Raw genomic sequence first — 15,710 nt, 5'->3', positions numbered from 1 at the left:
CGTCCCCGAGGTGGTCCAAGCCGGCGCCCTGGATCTGAAGGCGGTCGCGAACCAACCACTCGCGACCGGGTGGGCGAGCTCGACCTCGGGCTGAACATGACCGGTTCCGGAGTCACCCCGCCGCGTAGGCCCTTGCTCAGACGCGAGTGATCGACGCAGCGCGCCAAGGGACAAGTGCTGGCGGATCCGGCGTAGCGCAACGCGCGTCTATGGGCTCTGGAACGTCGCTATGCTAGCGCGGTGAGTGACCGGGTTTGGGAGGGTTGGTCACGGCCTTCGGAGGTGGAGGGCCGGGATCCGGTGGTCGGGTCTCTGCAGGTGGCGTTCGGTCATCTTGCGAGGGCCATGCCGACGCTTTGGACGCCTGACCCGGTTGATGTCGGTGGCTCGGAGCACGCCGGGATCGGCCTTTTAGACGGTCCACTCAAGGCGCTGCCGTATCCGACGGCTGCACCCGTACACCGGCTCGGAGCCGATGCTGTTGACGGGCATCCAATCGAGCAGCCGACAATGGCGGTGCCCTCGTGGGCGCGTGGGAACGGTTCGCGGCTGGCCGCGCATGAGCGGCTCCTGCTGAGCTGCCGACCAGGTGGTCCGGAGGCATTGTTGGCGGCGGCGGTGCCGGCGACGTTTCTCTCCTCGCGGGCCAGCGAGCGCACCCGGGAGGGCATCGCGCGGTTCTGGCGCCCGGTCCTCGTCATGTATTTCACCGGATGGGGCGCGACGAACCCGCAGCTCGAATGGGCGGTGCCGTTTTACGAACCGCGCGCTGGAAGTACGCGTCCCGTCGTTCTGTTCCGGGTGCCCACGCGGGCCGAGGCTGCGGAGTCCGAGCAGGACCTCGAGAGTCTGCTCGTGGGCGATCCAGGTCCTCACCGGTTCGGGTACGTCCTGTCTTCGGAGCCATCCGCGGCCGAGGGCCTCGGATTCGAGCGGCACCACCCGGCGACCGCGAAGCTGAAGCAGGACGTGGCCGACTTCGGCGAGATTGCCACAATTGGCGATCTCTTTGACCTGCCAGATCCGTCGATCATCGTGCAGCAGGCGAAGGGCAAGGGGGAGCTCTGCACCGCTCAACAGCCCGGAGCGGTGCGGGTCGTCCGGGGAGCGGACCTGCACCGCGATGGGACCATCCGTGTGGCCGACGGGCAGGCGACTTATGCGGTCGTCGCTACCGAGAAGCAGCTGAAGGCGGGTGACATCCTTCTCCGGGCGCATGGCTGGTCGACGGATTCCCAGATTCCGGTCGTCGAGGTCACCGAGGCGGATCTGCCGCTCGCGTCGAGTGGCACAGTGATCGTCTTGCGACCCAAGGGTGGCCTCGGCCTCGATGAGCAAGATCTCGCGGCTGCGGCGTACTACCTGCGTTCTCCGACCGCCCGCAGACTGATCAACGCGGAGCGGAGCAACCGGCTGAGCCTGGCACGCAGTGAGCTGCAGAGGGTACGCGTTCCCAAGGCCGATGAGTCGCTGAATGCGGCGCTCGCTGATCTGAACGACGCCGTCCGCGAGTTTGATCATTGGCGGATGGAAGCTCAGGATGCGCTTGAGAACGCCTTCACGGAGGAGTCGGTGCGCGCGATGCGTGCACACCTCGTCAACAAGGGCCGGTTGCTGCGGCTGCGCCATGAGGCTGCCGCGCTAATCGACGACTCCTCGTTCGTCGTCCGTACCCGGTACCCGTACCCGGTCGCCTTTCGTTGGCGGCGGGCTGAGGCGGCGCTCAGCGCCGACCATGCGGCCGATGCCTTCGACGAAGTCCTGGGGGCCGTGGAGGTCCTGCTGTGCTTTCTGGCCCTCGTCTCGCTTGCACTCGCGTATGAGCGCGGGATCGGCCTGGAGGCCAGGAAGATTTTCACGGAGGGGCTGAGGAAGAAGGGCGGGCCGACTTTCGGAACCTGGCGGCTAGTGCTCGAGAAGATCGGCGAGTCGCCGGACATCGGTGCGCTTCCGGATAGCCACCCTTTGCGCGACTTGTGGCGTGCCGTTGCCGATCCCGGGTTCCAGGACCGAGCCAGGTACCTCCTTGATCTTCGAAACGCCGATGCTCACCTGATCGGACCGGACTCAACGGAACTACCGCATGTCGTCGACCGTGCGGTGCAGTCTCTTCAGGATCTCCTCAACTCGGTCAGCTTCCTCGCGGATCTCACGCTCGCCGAGGTGACCCGGACCGGCTGGGACAGCCTGACCAAGACGGGAGAGGTCACCTACCGGGAGCTTGTCGGTGACCACCCCGTCGTGCGCACGAGGCGCATCCCCTACCCCAGTCCCGAGGTCGAGCGCGGCAGCCTCTACCTCCTCGACGGCGAACAACGTCTCTACCTCCTTCGGCCCTACCTCACCGGGCGGATCTGCGCGGCCTGCCGCACCTGGGCGACCTTCCACGTCGGCGATGCTAAGGGTAGCCCAGTGACCCTCAAATCGATGGGATGCGTGCACACCGCCGAAGACACCACCCTCCGTGACACGTTGAAGCGGGTCGGCCTGCTGCCAGCGGACAAATGAGAAGGGTGATCAGGCTGGCCGTGGCTTCTGTCATTCTTCATGCCCGTTCGTGAATACTCCCGGTCGGCAGGACGGCGCCGAGAGCCTTGATCAGCGCCGTTGCAGCCACGGAGTCCGCCATAGCGGCTGCCGATCGGATTCAGGGCTTCATTGCCCTACGCCACCACACCTCTACGATGGAGAAGTTTTAGTTGATCAAGTGTTAGTTCCTGCGTGCGGTCGGCAGCTTTGCTGCTCACCCAGGCGAGCACTTTTCTGTTACGCGGCTCATGTGGCGTCCCGGCGGCAACGTCACACCCGTCCGATCGGACTACTTTTTCGATTAATCCAGCGAGCTCGTGAGGCCCCCCGCCGCCGTAACCAGCGCCGTAACCAGCTCCTTGCTTTTCTGGAAGAATATGCAGGATTCCATGTTCGGTCCGCGCCCAGAACATGCCTGATTCGCGGTCGATGATGAGCACGCTCAGACGCTCCCCATCTGGGATGGAGAGTGGAGCGTAGGTGAAATACTCCCAGTGTTCGATATTTCCGCCAACTGTGCGGAAATGACTCGCCGCAACGGGAAGCCACGTCACAGGATCTCGATAGGTCTGCCAGCAGACGCATCCGTCCCCGGCCACCGCCGACGGTGATTCAGAATCTTCGTAGACGCAGGGGTGCCAGAGCTTAGGGGCATCGTCGCTCCCGAGGAGCGAAACATGAAGCGCATCGGGGGCGCATCGGTCAAGTCGTTTCAGCCATTCTGCGGTATACGGACTTGTCGAGGCGCGGAAACGCTGGGATGCGTTGATTGCGCTGCCTGCCGCTGCCGGCGGTTCAATGTAGAGAACGAAGTGCGAGTAGCCCCGCCCAGCGTTGTAGGTGAGATGAAGATCGCCGCCATGCTGGTACGTCATCGAGAGCCTCCTTCTTGGCCCGCAACGTGAGTGGTCCACTTCGCAACATGATCAATCTGCGAACTGGCCGGCTACAGTAGCGCCACGGCTGTTGACGCGACGAACACGCGCTCGGAGGCCGGGGTCGAGGGGCGGATCGGGAGGCCAAGCAGCGCGCGTCGGGTCCACAACACCTCACTGGTCATGTACCCGACGGCTGACTGGGACCGGCCAGTCCGTGGCTGACAGCCTTCGTCGCCGTGACGGGACGAGGCCCAGGCGACCTGCAACTCACGTTATGGTCACCAGCACAGTACCCATCGTCGCAAACCACTAAGGCGCTGTCGCCGTTTTGGTGGAACTGGTCAAGAGTCCGGGTGGCCCAGGCATGCCTGGGCCAGGCGATCGCAGCAGCGAGCGCCAGTCAGCGGACTTCGTCGTGGCTGGCGCGGTAGACGGCAAAGCCCCAGGTGCGGGCGGATCCGGTGTAGCGCAGCCGCATCAGGGGGCAGGGAGGTGCCGTCAGGGAGCTGGCCGGCGATGTAGGCGAACTCGCCATGCCAGCGGATGGTGAGGCCGGCGAGCTGGGGCCACTGCTCGGCTGCCCTGGCGACAAGGCGCTGGCGCAGCGAGGTCTTGGTCGACTCCGGTCGGTGGCTTGGCCACACCGACCCAAAGATAAATCCGGCCGAACAGCCCGTTGAAGAGCACCGACCACTTCCTCAACGTCTCCTCAGTCCCGTGTGTCAGGGCCGGTCTGCTACTCATGTCGGGCGAGACCGGCGTGGATACAGCTGTAATATCTTGGACGTATCCATGGACGAAGACCGCTGCTGTACCGAACGCCTGTGCACCGTTTGGCTATGTCGCCGCTCCGGCCGGGCCCTGCCAGGCCTGGTCACCTGCCCCCCGGTGACCGGGCCTTCATCGCGCCGGTTCGAAGGACGACCGCGGTGACGGTACCCGCCACGGGGCGGCGGCCCACGCAGTCAGCCGGCGCAGCACGGCCCCGGACACGACGAAGCGCCGGCCATGCCGTCCGGGGAGACACTGCGCAGAACGCGAAAAAGGGTCCACCATGAGGTCCCTGCCGGGCTCCTCCCGAACGCCAAAAAGAACTGGTGGCACCGACCAAGGTCTACAGTTCAGGCTCGCACGCCGGCGATATCACGATGTGCCAGCAGCCACTCGGTGCGGCTGATTGTGTAGATGTGGTGGTCGGAGCCGTGGAGGAACTCGGTCCGGCTGAGTTTCATGCCCAACCGTTCGGCCACCCGTATCGATGGCGTGTTGGCCGGCACGATGGTCGACACCACCTCGCTCAGGTCGGGCTGCACGTCGAATACCCAGCTGATGGCGGCTGTGGCTGCCTCGGTCGCGTAACCGCGACCCCACCACGGGCGGCCGATGAACCACACTGCTTCGATGCCAGGCCAGCCTGGCTCATCCCACAGGCCAGCGCGGCCGACGAGCTCGCCGCTGGCCTGTTCGATGACGGACCAGGGGCCGACACCGGTCAGGGCCCAGCATCCGATGTTGCCGGCCATGGCGTGCCAGATGCCGTCCCGGCTCGGAGACGAGTTGCCACCGATGTACCGGGTGAACTCGGGATCCGACCAGATCGACAGGTAGGCCGACACGTCGTCGTTATGGATCGGGCGAAGTGTCAGTCGCGGCGTGGTCAGAGTGGGGATGGTCATCGAAGGGATGCTCCCACAGGACGCGAGGGCAGGGCCCGGAATTCGTCGAGGAAAGCCGCAACTTCCGGCAGTTTGCGGTCGCTCGGGCGGAATGCTCCGGCGCACTGACGTAGCTTCGCGGTCACAGTGTGAGTCGGGTCTGCGCCGAGGACGGTCTGGGCGATCCGTGCCGCTTCCTCAGGTTCAGTTGCGCTGCGAGGGCCTGTGACGTGCACCAGCGCCACCGTCAGGTCGGCGTGCTGGGCTTCTTCAATGGTGAAATCCCCGCCGCCACGGCTGTATCCCTCGATTGCGAGGGGAGCCCATTCCTCGACCATCATTCTGTCACCAAGGATTATTCCGACGCCGGAGCGGAACATCGCGACAGCAGCCGGACCTACTGGAGTTTCTCCCGGGAGCGGCGAGTAGGCCGAAGCGGTCTGTTCCATCTGATCCAGGGCCTGCCGTGCGGCATCAACGTCGCCGAGCTTCGCATAGGCTCTGGCGTTGTAGGCGGCGACCCTGGCATCCATGTAGGGATGATGGATACCCTGTACCGAGCGCAGCGCCGCAACGGCCTTCTGGTACCGGCCGGTATGGTAAGCGATGCTGGAGTACAAGGTCGCGACCGACATAAGCAGGACCGGTTCCCCTGTCTCCTGCGCGTACATGTCGGCGAGCCCGGCGAACCGCCGCGCGGCCCGGAAATCCTCAGCGTTGAAGGCGAGCCGGCCGAGGAAATAGGTTAGCTGGCCACCGAGGAGAGTGGCTCTGGTCCGGGTCTCCGCCGACATGCGACGTTCCAAGATTCGTTCGGTCTGGTGCCACCGGTCGGCAACATCTTGGAGGAGCCGTGTGGGTGGGGCGGAGCCATAGACACGGGCGATGTCATCGACATCACTTTCAAGATCGTCAAGGGTCTGATCGGGTGCACCTCCGTTCGTGATGCGCTGTCGGGTCGTGGCAGCCAAGGCCGACAAGGCCGCCAGCGTCGCGAACTCACGCCTGTCCGTTGCGCTCGCCTCCTCCTGCGGCTCCAAGGGCTGCTGCCCCGAGGGTCCTATCCCCGCCGCGGCGGTCAATGAACTCAGCCGAACAGCCTTCTGCGCGGACCGGATCCGCTCGCCGAGGTCAGTCAGCTCGCTGCCCGTTCCGAACACCGTGTCGTAGGCGCGGAGGACATCGCGGGTGGGGAGCCGACCCTGGTTGCGGATGCCTGATGCGTTCTTCCGATCGTGGGTGGTGCGTTTCTCCAGCTCGGTACCTGACAGGTCGTGCTCCTCCTGGAGCTCGCGGAAGCGTGTTGCCAGCATCCTCTTCAGCGCTTCGACCCCATCAGCGTGCACCAGTCTCCCCCTCAGCTCTCGGCGCGCCATGGGTGGGAAACGATTTCCCACCCATGGGACAGAAGTTCTCACCCTTCCACCGCCATGTCACGCGCTGTGTGATGGGTCCTGCACGGCGGGAGACACGCCGGCCACTGTCTCGGACCAGCAGAGGAGCGCATCGTGCACTCGTCCACGGAGGCGCCGGGCAGGTCCGCCGGCCGGACGCCCGCCGACATCGGCCGCACCGCCGGTCATCCCGGGCCCGACGACGCAGCCGGGCAGATCAGCGCGGCCACGGGGAGGGAGCCCGGACCGGCCAACGACGGCACTCCCTCCCCAGCCCTCCCGCACCGGACACCGCACTCGGACTGGGGTGTGGTCGAGCTGGACGCGAACGGCCGGGTGGTCCGGATCATCGTCGGTGAGCCGGAGTTTCGTAGCCCTGCCGACGCCGATCTGTACGCCCGGGGCAGGGGACTGCTTGATCACCGCGTTGCCCCGGTCGACCTCGGTCGCCGTGTGCCGGCCGGGCCCTGAAACGGGGGCCGCTCTTCCCCACGCGGCCCGTCCACCACCCCGCCCGCGCCCGCGCGACCGTGTCGCGGGCGGGGTGGCCCCGCTCGTCGCCTGCTCCGGTGCTGACCCGATCCGCGGGGGCAGGCGGCCCTATCAGGAAGCACCCCCATGGATGTCCCGTGTTCCGCCCAGGATGCCGACCCGTTGTGGCAGCAGCCCACCGCCCCTCATCCCACCGCCGTGGACGCGGTCGAAGTCGCCCGGGGCCCAAACCTGGTTCTCATCCGGTCGTCGCTCGGCCGGGTGCCGATTGGGGTGACTCCGGGGGCGTGGGCGAGCTTCGTGGCCGCGGTGAGGGCCGGCGAGTACGAGGCAGATCCGGTAGCGGATTACCGGCTTGCTGGACTTGGTCGGGGCGCCCGGACCGCGGCGGCCCGCACGCATCGGGAAAGGAATCTCAAGGATGAGCGTCGACACCATGAGTAGCGAGAGCGATCGCTTTCGTAACGCGATGGTCGACCTGGTGGCCGCCGATCATGCGGCGAAGGGCCTCACTTTGCGGCCCGAGGTGGAGGCAGCGCTGCGGACTGTTCCCCGCGAGCTGTTCACGCCTGGCCTTCCGCTGGAGCAGGCATATGCGAACGCAGCGGTCCTCAAGAAGCGGCGCGGCGAAGAAGCAATCAGTTCGGTGTCGGCGCCGTTCCTGATCGCGGAGATGCTCGGTCAGGCAGCGGACGCGCTCGGCGGGCTGGCGGGCTGTCACGCGTTGGAGATCGGCAGCGGCGGCTACAACGCGTCGCTGGTGCGGGAGCTCGTCGGCCCGTCGGGATCGGTCACGACCGTAGATATCGACCCCGAGATAACCGACCGGGCGATCGCCTGCCTGGCGACGGCGGGCTATGACGATGTGACCGTGGTGTGCGCGGACGCCGAACACTCGATCGCGTCCGGCCGCCGCTGGGATCTGATCATCGTCACGGCCGGGGCGTGGGACATCCCGCCCGCGTGGCGTGATCAGCTCACCGATGACGGTGTGCTGGTGGTGCCGCTGCGCATGTTCGGGATCACCAAGTCCTACGCGCTGCGACGCCGCGGGGACCGACTGGTCAGTGAGAGCCACCGTCAGTGCGGGTTCGTCTCCGTGCAGGGCGACGGAGCCCACGAGGTGCGGTACGTCGACATCGCCGACGGTGTCCACCTGCGGCTGGATGAGGGTCAGCAGGTCGACCCCAGCGTTCTTGATGGCCTCCTGGCGCGGCCCCGCGAGGAGGCGTGGGCCGGGGCGAGCCTGCCGCCCCGCACCGCCTTGATCGACCTGAACCTGTGGCTGGCGTCCCGCCTCACCCACGAGGCGGGCGAGTTCGTGGTGTTGACGGCGCAGGAGACGGCCATCGAGGCCGGCGTCGTCGCGCCCTCCTGGCAGTTCGGTACTCCGGCCACCCTGCACGACGGCACGTTCGCCTACCGGTCGGCGCTGCGCTGGACCGACCGGCGATTCGACCTCGGCGCATACGCCCACGGGCCGGAGGCCGCCGCGGCGGCCGGGCGGATGGTCGAGCACATGCGTGCGTGGGTGGACGCGGGCAGCCCGGCTCCGGTGCTGCACGTCCTTCCCTCGCACACCCCGGACGGCGACCTGCCGGACGGGGCGGTCCTGGACAAGCGGCACAGCCGCCTCGTCCTGGCCTTCACCCCCCACGAGAAGGGAACCCCCTGATGGACTACGAGAACGAGCTGAACCTGAACCTGGTCGACGCCGGAACCGCCGCGAGTGGCCACGCCACCAGCACCGACGACGAGTGCGGCTCGGGCGACACGAACTCGGACGCCTGCTCGAGCGGCAGCGGTCGCTGAACCTCGCCCACCCATCGGGCCCGGCCCTCGGGGGGCCGGGCCCGCCCTACCTTCCGCCCGCCCCGAAGCGGGGAGCGAGAGATGTTCCAAGCGGCAGAAGCGGCGTTGATCAGAGCCGCCTCCTACCCCCAAGACCTACGGCTTCCCGCGTGGCCCGACCTGACCACCGACCAGCCCAGCGAGTGGCTGGAGTGGCTGCGGGAGGTGTGGGCGCTGCCAGCGTTCGCGGCAGCTGTCAGGCACGCGGCACCGGACCTGGCCACCCAGATCAGCCGCGCGCTGGCCGATGAAGCGGCCCAGACGCGCAGGCTTCGGCGTCTGGTGGAGGCGACGGTCCGGTATCTGCTGAGGTGGACGACCCGCGCGACCCCGTTCGGCAGGTTCGCTGGAGTCGCTCCGGTCACGATGGGTCCCCACGCGGCGGTCCGCTGGGGAGAGCGGCATCACGAGGTGGCCCGTCCCGACGACCGCCATGTCGCCGAGTACACGGGCGTGGCCGAGCGGGATCTGGGGACGCTGCGCACGGTCACGGTCGTGACGAACGCGCTGGGGTATCGGCGTGGCGGGGTGTGGGTGCTGCCCTGCGCCCGCACCGAGGGCGACCAGGTCTGGGATGTCGAGATCGAGCTGACCGACCCGGTGCGGGTGACGGTCGAGACGGCCCGCGCCCCGATCCCGTTCCGGGCGCTGGCTGCGAAGGTGGCCGGCGAACATGCCACCGATACGGCGGCGGCCGAACGACTGGTCACCGCGCTGGTGAACGCCGGGGTGCTGCTGTCAGCGGTTCGGCCGCCGATGACCGTGACCGACCCGGCAGCGCACCTGGCGCGCCACATCACCCTCCCCGCCCCAGGCGGGCGGATCGCGGTCGATCTGCGGGTCGATTGCTCGGTGACGCTGCCCCCCGCTGTGGTCCGCGAGGCGCAGGAAGCCGCCTCCACGCTTGTCGCCGTCGCGCCGCACCTGCCCGGCTGGGCCGCCTACCACCGCGCATTCCTCGAACGGTGGGGTCCGGGCGCGGCGGTGCCGCTGCGCGATGTCCTACAGGCTCTCGGGTTCCCCGCCGGATACCGCGGCTCGCCCCGCCGTGACCCGGCAGCGTTCACCGCCCGCGACAGCCTGCTCACATCGCTCGCCCAGCAGTCCGCCCTGGACGGCTGCACCGAGGTGGCACTTGACGACGATCTGATCGGATCGCTGCGCGGCGGCGATGACCGGCCGCCGATCCCGCACACCGAGCTGCGGTTCACCCTCGCCGCCGAGACACCACATGACCTCGACCACGGTGCGTTCATGTTGACGGTGGTGAGCGGGGCCCGCCATGCCGGAGTCGCGGCTGCCCGGTTCCTGCACCTGCTCACCCCGGCCGAGCTGGAACGTTTCCGCGGCGTCTACGCCGGCCTGCCGACCGCCTTATCTGGCGCGGCCACCGTGCAGGTGTCCGGGCCTCCGCTGGACGCCCGACTGGCCGCCGTCGCGCGTACGCCCGAGCTCCTGCCCGTGCTGCCCGTCGGGGACTTCCACCCCGACCCGCCGTGGACCCTGGACGATCTGGCGGTGGCCGGCGACGGCCAGCGGCTGTGGCTGGTCTCGCACACCACCGGGCGGCCGGTCGAGCCGCTGCTGTTCAACTGCGTACTTCTGCCGACCACCCAGCAGCCGCTCATCCGGTTCCTCACGGAGATCTGGACGGCATGGACGGCGCCCTGCGCCCGGTTCAACTGGGGACACGCCCACGGCCTGCCGTTCCTACCGCGGATCCGGCGGGGCCGCTCCATCCTGCACCCGGCCCGCTGGACCATCCCCGCCACCGCGCTCCCCACACGCACCGCACCATGGCCGCAGTGGCGGGCGGCCTGGCAGCGACACCGCGAACACCACCGGCTGCCGCGCGAGGTGCTGATCGGCGACGACGATGTGCGGCTGCGCCTCGACCTGGACGAGAACGCCCACCTCACGATGTTGCGCAGCCACCTCGACCGGCACGGGCGCGTCGCCCTCACCGAGGCCGGCGGGCGAGCGGGGTGGATCGACGGCAGGCCAGCCGAACTCCTGCTCACCCTGACCCGCAAGTCACTGGGCCACCACCCGACCACCCGGCCGGTCCGTCCCGCCAGCACCCTCCAGCACCGGCCCGGCAGGTCGCGTTGGCTGGACACCCGCCTCTACGGACACGCCGATCGCATCCTCACCCGCCTGGCCCTACTCCCCGAACTCCACGCGGGCTGGTGGTTTCTGCGCTACCCGCACCCCGAGCCTCACCTGCGGCTCCGAATCCCGCTGCGGGATACCGCCCAGTTCGCCGACACCGCCCACGACCTTGCCCAGTGGGCGCAGCGGCTACACGACGACGGCCTGCTGGCCAACTACATCCTGGCCACCTACCGGCCGGAGACCCGCTACGGCCACGGACCGACCCTCGCCGCGGCCGAAGCGGTGTTCGCCGCCGACTCCCGCGCCGTCCTCGGACGGCTGGCTGGCGACCGGCAGGCCACCACCGCCGCAGGAATGATCACCATTGCCCGCGGGTTCACCGGCGACGGCGCACGCTGGCTCGTCGACCACGCGCCCCACCGCAGCGGCCCTCGGCTGGAGCCCGCCCAGCTCGCGGGCGCCCGCCGTCCCTACGGAGACGACAGCCTGGCCACGGCACTGGCCACCTACCGGACCCTCGCCGACCAGGACGGGCTCGACGTCGACCAGCTCCTGGCAGATCTGCTGCACCTGCACCACGCCCGCATGATCGGAGCCGACACCGCATCGGAGCAGTACTGCCTGCGTCTGGCCCGCGCCACAGCCCAGACCGAACTCGCCGGGAGGATCCCGTGACGGCGGGACAGTCACTCGCCGACGGAGCGGCAGGCATCGCACTCCTCCACCTGGAAACCGGCAACTGGCCAGCGGCGCACGCGGAGCTGGAGCGGGCCGTCGCGGGCGGCGTCAGCGTCGCCGAGGGCGCCAGCCTCTACTACGGCGCTCCCGCCCTCGCGGTCGTTCTCGCCGCATCCGACCAGCCAGGACTCCTCCGAGCGAAAGCCACCGCCGCCGCCGGAACCGCGATGGTGACCCGCCACCGTCTGGAGGCAGCCCACCGTCGCATCGACCAACGCCAACGCCCGCAGTACGCCGAGTACGACCTGATCCGCGGCCTGACCGGATTGGGTGTCACCCTGCGCCGCACCGGCGATCACGATCTGCTCCGCGACGTGCTGACCTACCTGGTGCGCCTCACCGACCCGATCGACGGCCTCCCCGGCTGGTGGTGCTCACACGGCCCGCACCGCGACCAGCCCGTCCCGGGCGGGCACGGAAACCACGGGGTCGCCCACGGCATCACCGGACCACTCGCTCTCCTGGCCCTCACGCTGATCGACGGGGTCACGGTCGACGGACATACGGGGGCGATCAGCCGGATCTGCCAGTGGCTGGACACCTGGGAGCGGCAGACCAGCGCAGGTTCGTGGTGGCCGGAGTTCGTCACGCTCGACGACGTGGACCAGAGCGAACCGCGCCAACCCGGCCCACTCCGGCCGTCGTGGTGCTACGGCACCCCCGGCATCGCCCGCGCCCAGCAACTCGCCGCCCGCGCCTTGGGCGACACCACCCGCCAGCACCACGCCGAAACCGCCTTCACCGCCTGCATCGCCGACGCGACACAGCTCGGCCGCCTCATCGACCGCAGCCTGTGCCACGGAACCGCCGGACTCCTCACCGCCGCACACCGGATCACCGCCGACGCACTCACCCCGATCCCGATCGGACCACTGGCCCGCCTGCACCAGCAGACCACCGCCGCAGCCAACGAACCCTCCGGCTTCCTCACCGGCTCGGCCGGCGCCGATCTGGCCGCCGCCGGGACCACGACCTCGTGGGACGCCTGCCTCCTACTCTGCTGATCGAAAGGCCCAACCGATGGACGAGACCCCCTGGACGCAGGTGAACATCGCCTGGCCCGGCCCCGACCGTCATCAGCGTGAACGCCAGGCCGTCGACCACCTCGCCCGCGTCCTTCCCGCCGCCGTAGCCGACGGCCTCATCACCTCCTGGTTCTTCATCCGCAAGGGCCCCTGGCGCGTCCGCTACCTGATCGCCGACGGCGCGACCGGCCGCGACGCCAGGAACTGCGACCCCCTCCACGCCCTGCTCACCAACGGGGTTCGCTGGACCGACGACATCTACGAACCAGAGGTCCACGCCTTCGGCGGCCCCAGCAGCATGAACACCGCGCACACGCTGTTCCATCAGGACAGCCGCCACCTCCTTGCCTTCCTCGACAACGGCCCCGTCGACCGGCGGGGACACTCACTCGTGCTGTGCACCGCGCTCATGCGAAGCGCTGGACTGGACTTCAGCGAGCAAGGCGACGTGTGGGCACGGGTCGCCGAGCAGCGCCCCGGCCTGGCCGACACAGCACCCGACCCGCAGGTATCGGCATCGTCCACCAGCAGCGTCCGCCACCTTCTCCTCGGCGATGCCCGTGCGGACCTCATCGGCCGCGACTGGCTCGCCGCGTTCGAGGAAACGGGCAGAACACTCCGAACCCTGCGGGAAAGCGGCAACCTCACGCGCGGGATACGCGCGGTCATCGCGCTACACGTGATCTTTCACTGGAACCGGCTCGGGCTCCCAGTAGCCACACAGGCCGCCCTCGCGCAGGCAGCGAAGGAGGCCGTCTTCAGCAACGCATCCGCGTAGCCGATCAAGAAGACACCGGCCTGTGGCGACTGAAATACCGGGGCGCGATGACCCGAATGCCCACAGGTGCCGGCTGTCGGGCGCGCACGTCCGGCCTCCTTTGGCCTCCTTCGACCGCACCACACCTATCGGAAGGATCATCGTTGAACACCGCGGCCTCGACCCCCGATGCCACCCCCGACGAGCTGCGTGCTGCCATGGTCGACCGGCTCGCCATCTCGGGAGCCGTCCTCACCGGCGCGGTCGAGGACGCGATGCGCGCCGTGCCCCGCCACCTGTTCGCCCCCGACGCCGCCCCCGGCGAGGCCTACGCCGAGCAGGCCGTCATCACCAAGCGCGCCCCCGACGGCACGTCCCTCAGCTGCGCGTCCGGGCCGGGGATCGTGGCGATGATGCTGGAGGCGCTCATCGTTCTGCCCGGCCAGCGGGTCCTTGAGATCGGGGCCGGCACCGGCTACAGCGCCGCCCTCCTCGCGCACCTGACCGGGCCCGGCGGGCACGTCACCACCATCGACATCGACCCCGACGTCACCAGCGGCGCGAGCGCCGCCCTCGCCGCGACCGGCGTCGAGGCGGTCACGGTCCTCACCGGGGACGGTGTCTTCGGTGACCCGGACGGCCACGTTCACGATCGGCTGATCGCCACGGTGGGAGTCTGGGACATCTCCAGCGCCTGGTGGGACCAGCTCACCCCCGGCGGCCGGCTCGTCCTGCCCCTGCGCTGGCGGGGCCAGACCCGCGCGGTGGCCTTCCGCCGCGAGGGCGACCGGATGATCAGCGAGTCGGTGGAGCTCTGCGGCTTTGTCCCCATGATCGGGCAGGAAGGCGAGCGGACCGCCCCGATCCACCACGGCGACCTCGTCGCCCTGCACTGGGATCAGGACCAGGCCATCGACCCCGACGCCCTCACCGGCGTACTCGCACGGAAGCGGACGATCGCCTTGTCCGGCGTCGAGGTCGGACCCTACGACCCCTTCGACGGGATCTGGCTGCGCCTGACCGCCGCCGAGCCCGGCTGCTGCCGCATCGCGGCCACCCCCGAGGCAGTGAAGTCCGCCCTGTGCGCGCCCGCGATACCCCAGCGCAGCCCGGCCCTCATCGAGGGCGACTCACTGGCCTACCTCAGCCTCGCCCGCAACCACGCCGCGCCCGGCCGTCACATGCTCGGCGTCATCGGCCACGGCCCGAACCGCCACGACCTGACCGACCGGCTGATCGAAGGTATCCACACCTGGAACAGCGACCGGGCAGCGATCCCCACCGTGACGGCCTACCGCGGCCTCGCCGGTCTCGCGCACCAGGCGTCCGGACTGATCCGCAAACCAGACAGCCCTCTCACGATCACATTCTGACGCGCGCGGCGGGCCGAAACTCGACTGTCCAGCCACCGGCGCCGCAGAACACTCCGACGACGCGAGCACATATCCACGCACGCGACGCGGACTGACATCGCCCGGCCGGCGGGACGCCGGGTCCAGGGCGGATAGCCGCCCGGAGGCGGAAAACCGTGAGGTGGGCCGGTGTCCGCCCCCCGGGCGGGCGCCGGGCCGCCGCACGTGTTTTCCTGCCTCCGGGCGGCGTAGCCTGGCCGACCATCGGAGGGGGCCGCAGGCCGCTGACCTGGGATTTTACCGACCGACTCCCCCTCCACCCTTAATCGGAGGGAATACTGGAGGGAATATCCGTGGGAATAATGGAGGGTATAACGGAGGGTGGGGGTTTCGATTTATCCTGCATGTCAGGAGGGGTTCCGGTGCATGCGGCTCGCCGGGTGGCCCGAGGCGAGGACGGTTTCTTGCGCGGCGGCGGGATGGGTAGCCTCGCGACAGGCGGTTTTGGCTTAAATTTCCACGCTAGGACTTTTCTCGCCCCGCATTAAATTATTCCACGCTACCAATGTAAATTTCGGCATGGGTAATGTCAATGGCCTACGGACCATAGAACGCGAGTATCCGATTTCCGGGGTTGTCCCTGGGGAGAGCCTATGGCCGGTCTCGACTTCGCCAACGGCGGCCAGCACGGTACGCGGCAACCCCGGCCAGGTCGCCGCCGCCGCGACCTACAGCCACGGGTAGTCGGTGGGAATCTCCTGCGCGGCGGGCCTGCGATGGTGACGGCAGCTGCCGCCGCAGTCGGCCCCGCCGCCGAGGAGCCCGGCCGCGACACCGCCAGCGAGGATCCGCAGGGCGAGCGGCAGCGCGCGCAGTCCGACGGCGCCGGCTCACGCGGGGCCGAGGGGGGACCGCGGCCCGAAC

The 15,710-nt window shown here is 68.9% G+C and carries 12 protein-coding genes and 1 pseudogene; 10 read left to right on the top strand and 3 right to left on the bottom strand.

The features are described from left to right. The first annotated feature begins 510 nt into the window (after positions 1 to 510). Positions 511 to 2,508 carry a hypothetical protein gene (locus DD1DGNOD_RS16495; RefSeq protein ID WP_131770524.1) on the top strand — a complete coding sequence of 666 codons (1,998 nt, stop codon included), beginning with the start codon at positions 511 to 513 and terminating at the stop codon, positions 2,506 to 2,508. Positions 2,509 to 2,663: 155 nt separating this feature from the next. Here the strand turns inward: DD1DGNOD_RS16495 and DD1DGNOD_RS16490 are convergent, their stop codons facing one another. The 3 genes from DD1DGNOD_RS16490 to DD1DGNOD_RS16475 all read right to left on the bottom strand — a co-directional run bounded on the left by DD1DGNOD_RS16490 (position 2,664) and on the right by DD1DGNOD_RS16475 (position 6,408). After that, on the bottom strand, positions 2,664 to 3,404 hold the full coding sequence (locus tag DD1DGNOD_RS16490) for a hypothetical protein (RefSeq protein WP_131770523.1): 741 nt from the start codon (positions 3,402 to 3,404) through the stop codon (positions 2,664 to 2,666). A 1,124-nt stretch (positions 3,405 to 4,528) separates the two neighbouring features. Continuing rightward, positions 4,529 to 5,083, bottom strand: a complete 555-nt coding sequence (locus DD1DGNOD_RS16480; RefSeq protein ID WP_131770522.1) for a GNAT family N-acetyltransferase — start codon at positions 5,081 to 5,083, stop codon at positions 4,529 to 4,531. After that, positions 5,080 to 6,408, bottom strand: a complete 1,329-nt coding sequence (locus DD1DGNOD_RS16475; protein ID WP_241255779.1) for a hypothetical protein — start codon at positions 6,406 to 6,408, stop codon at positions 5,080 to 5,082. Before DD1DGNOD_RS16475 ends, DD1DGNOD_RS16480 begins: the two co-directional genes overlap by 4 nt. A 162-nt stretch (positions 6,409 to 6,570) precedes the next feature. Here DD1DGNOD_RS16475 and DD1DGNOD_RS16470 point away from each other — a divergent pair, with 162 nt between their 5' ends. The 9 genes and pseudogenes from DD1DGNOD_RS16470 to DD1DGNOD_RS28200 all read left to right on the top strand — a co-directional run. Then, on the top strand, positions 6,571 to 6,927 hold the full coding sequence (locus tag DD1DGNOD_RS16470) for a hypothetical protein (protein WP_131770521.1): 357 nt from the start codon (positions 6,571 to 6,573) through the stop codon (positions 6,925 to 6,927). A gap of 147 nt (positions 6,928 to 7,074) precedes the next feature. Further along, the gene (locus tag DD1DGNOD_RS16465) at positions 7,075 to 7,392 is read left to right on the top strand and encodes a DUF397 domain-containing protein (RefSeq protein ID WP_131770520.1); all 318 of its coding nucleotides are present in this window, start codon (positions 7,075 to 7,077) and stop codon (positions 7,390 to 7,392) included. After that, positions 7,370 to 8,623 carry a methyltransferase, FxLD system gene (gene fxlM, locus DD1DGNOD_RS16460; protein ID WP_131770519.1) on the top strand — a complete coding sequence of 418 codons (1,254 nt, stop codon included), beginning with the start codon at positions 7,370 to 7,372 and terminating at the stop codon, positions 8,621 to 8,623. The genes DD1DGNOD_RS16465 and fxlM (DD1DGNOD_RS16460) overlap by 23 nt, the downstream gene beginning before the upstream one ends. Beyond that, the gene (gene fxlA, locus DD1DGNOD_RS16455) at positions 8,623 to 8,760 is read left to right on the top strand and encodes an FxLD family lanthipeptide (protein ID WP_131770518.1); all 138 of its coding nucleotides are present in this window, start codon (positions 8,623 to 8,625) and stop codon (positions 8,758 to 8,760) included. The genes fxlM (DD1DGNOD_RS16460) and fxlA overlap by 1 nt, the downstream gene beginning before the upstream one ends. An 81-nt stretch (positions 8,761 to 8,841) precedes the next feature. Further along, the gene (locus DD1DGNOD_RS16450; protein ID WP_131770517.1) at positions 8,842 to 11,589 is read left to right on the top strand and encodes a lantibiotic dehydratase; all 2,748 of its coding nucleotides are present in this window, start codon (positions 8,842 to 8,844) and stop codon (positions 11,587 to 11,589) included. Continuing rightward, positions 11,586 to 12,656 (top strand): lanthionine synthetase C family protein, encoded by a 1,071-nt coding sequence (locus DD1DGNOD_RS16445; protein WP_131770516.1) that lies wholly within the window; start codon positions 11,586 to 11,588, stop codon positions 12,654 to 12,656. Before DD1DGNOD_RS16450 ends, DD1DGNOD_RS16445 begins: the two co-directional genes overlap by 4 nt. A 16-nt stretch (positions 12,657 to 12,672) precedes the next feature. Then, the gene (locus DD1DGNOD_RS16440) at positions 12,673 to 13,455 is read left to right on the top strand and encodes a thiopeptide-type bacteriocin biosynthesis protein (protein WP_131770515.1); all 783 of its coding nucleotides are present in this window, start codon (positions 12,673 to 12,675) and stop codon (positions 13,453 to 13,455) included. A 143-nt stretch (positions 13,456 to 13,598) separates the two neighbouring features. After that, positions 13,599 to 14,807, top strand: coding sequence for a methyltransferase, FxLD system (gene fxlM / locus DD1DGNOD_RS16435; RefSeq protein ID WP_131770514.1), 1,209 nt, complete (start codon positions 13,599 to 13,601; stop codon positions 14,805 to 14,807). Positions 14,808 to 15,439: 632 nt separating this feature from the next. Continuing rightward, positions 15,440 to 15,710 (top strand): annotated as a pseudogene (locus tag DD1DGNOD_RS28200) (hypothetical protein); the annotation flags it as partial.

The sequence above is a fragment of the Candidatus Protofrankia californiensis genome (assembly GCF_900634765.1).
Lineage (GTDB): Bacteria > Actinomycetota > Actinomycetes > Frankiales > Frankiaceae > Protofrankia > Protofrankia californiensis.
The sequence above is the reverse complement of the archived record's forward strand: the minus strand, read 5'-3'. Positions and strand labels throughout refer to the sequence as shown.

Excerpts from the sequence above, each read along its gene's own strand:
- fxlM (WP_131770519.1), top strand. The coding sequence starts at position 7,370 with ATGAGCGTCGACACCATGAGTAGCGAGAGCGATCGCTTTCGTAACGCG.
- DD1DGNOD_RS16480 (WP_131770522.1), bottom strand. The coding sequence starts at position 5,083 with ATGACCATCCCCACTCTGACCACGCCGCGACTGACACTTCGCCCGATC.
- DD1DGNOD_RS16490 (WP_131770523.1), bottom strand. The coding sequence starts at position 3,404 with ATGACGTACCAGCATGGCGGCGATCTTCATCTCACCTACAACGCTGGG.
- DD1DGNOD_RS16495 (WP_131770524.1), top strand. The coding sequence starts at position 511 with ATGGCGGTGCCCTCGTGGGCGCGTGGGAACGGTTCGCGGCTGGCCGCG.
- DD1DGNOD_RS16440 (WP_131770515.1), top strand. The coding sequence starts at position 12,673 with ATGGACGAGACCCCCTGGACGCAGGTGAACATCGCCTGGCCCGGCCCC.
- DD1DGNOD_RS16465 (WP_131770520.1), top strand. The coding sequence starts at position 7,075 with ATGGATGTCCCGTGTTCCGCCCAGGATGCCGACCCGTTGTGGCAGCAG.
- DD1DGNOD_RS16450 (WP_131770517.1), top strand. The coding sequence starts at position 8,842 with ATGTTCCAAGCGGCAGAAGCGGCGTTGATCAGAGCCGCCTCCTACCCC.
- fxlA (WP_131770518.1), top strand. The coding sequence starts at position 8,623 with ATGGACTACGAGAACGAGCTGAACCTGAACCTGGTCGACGCCGGAACC.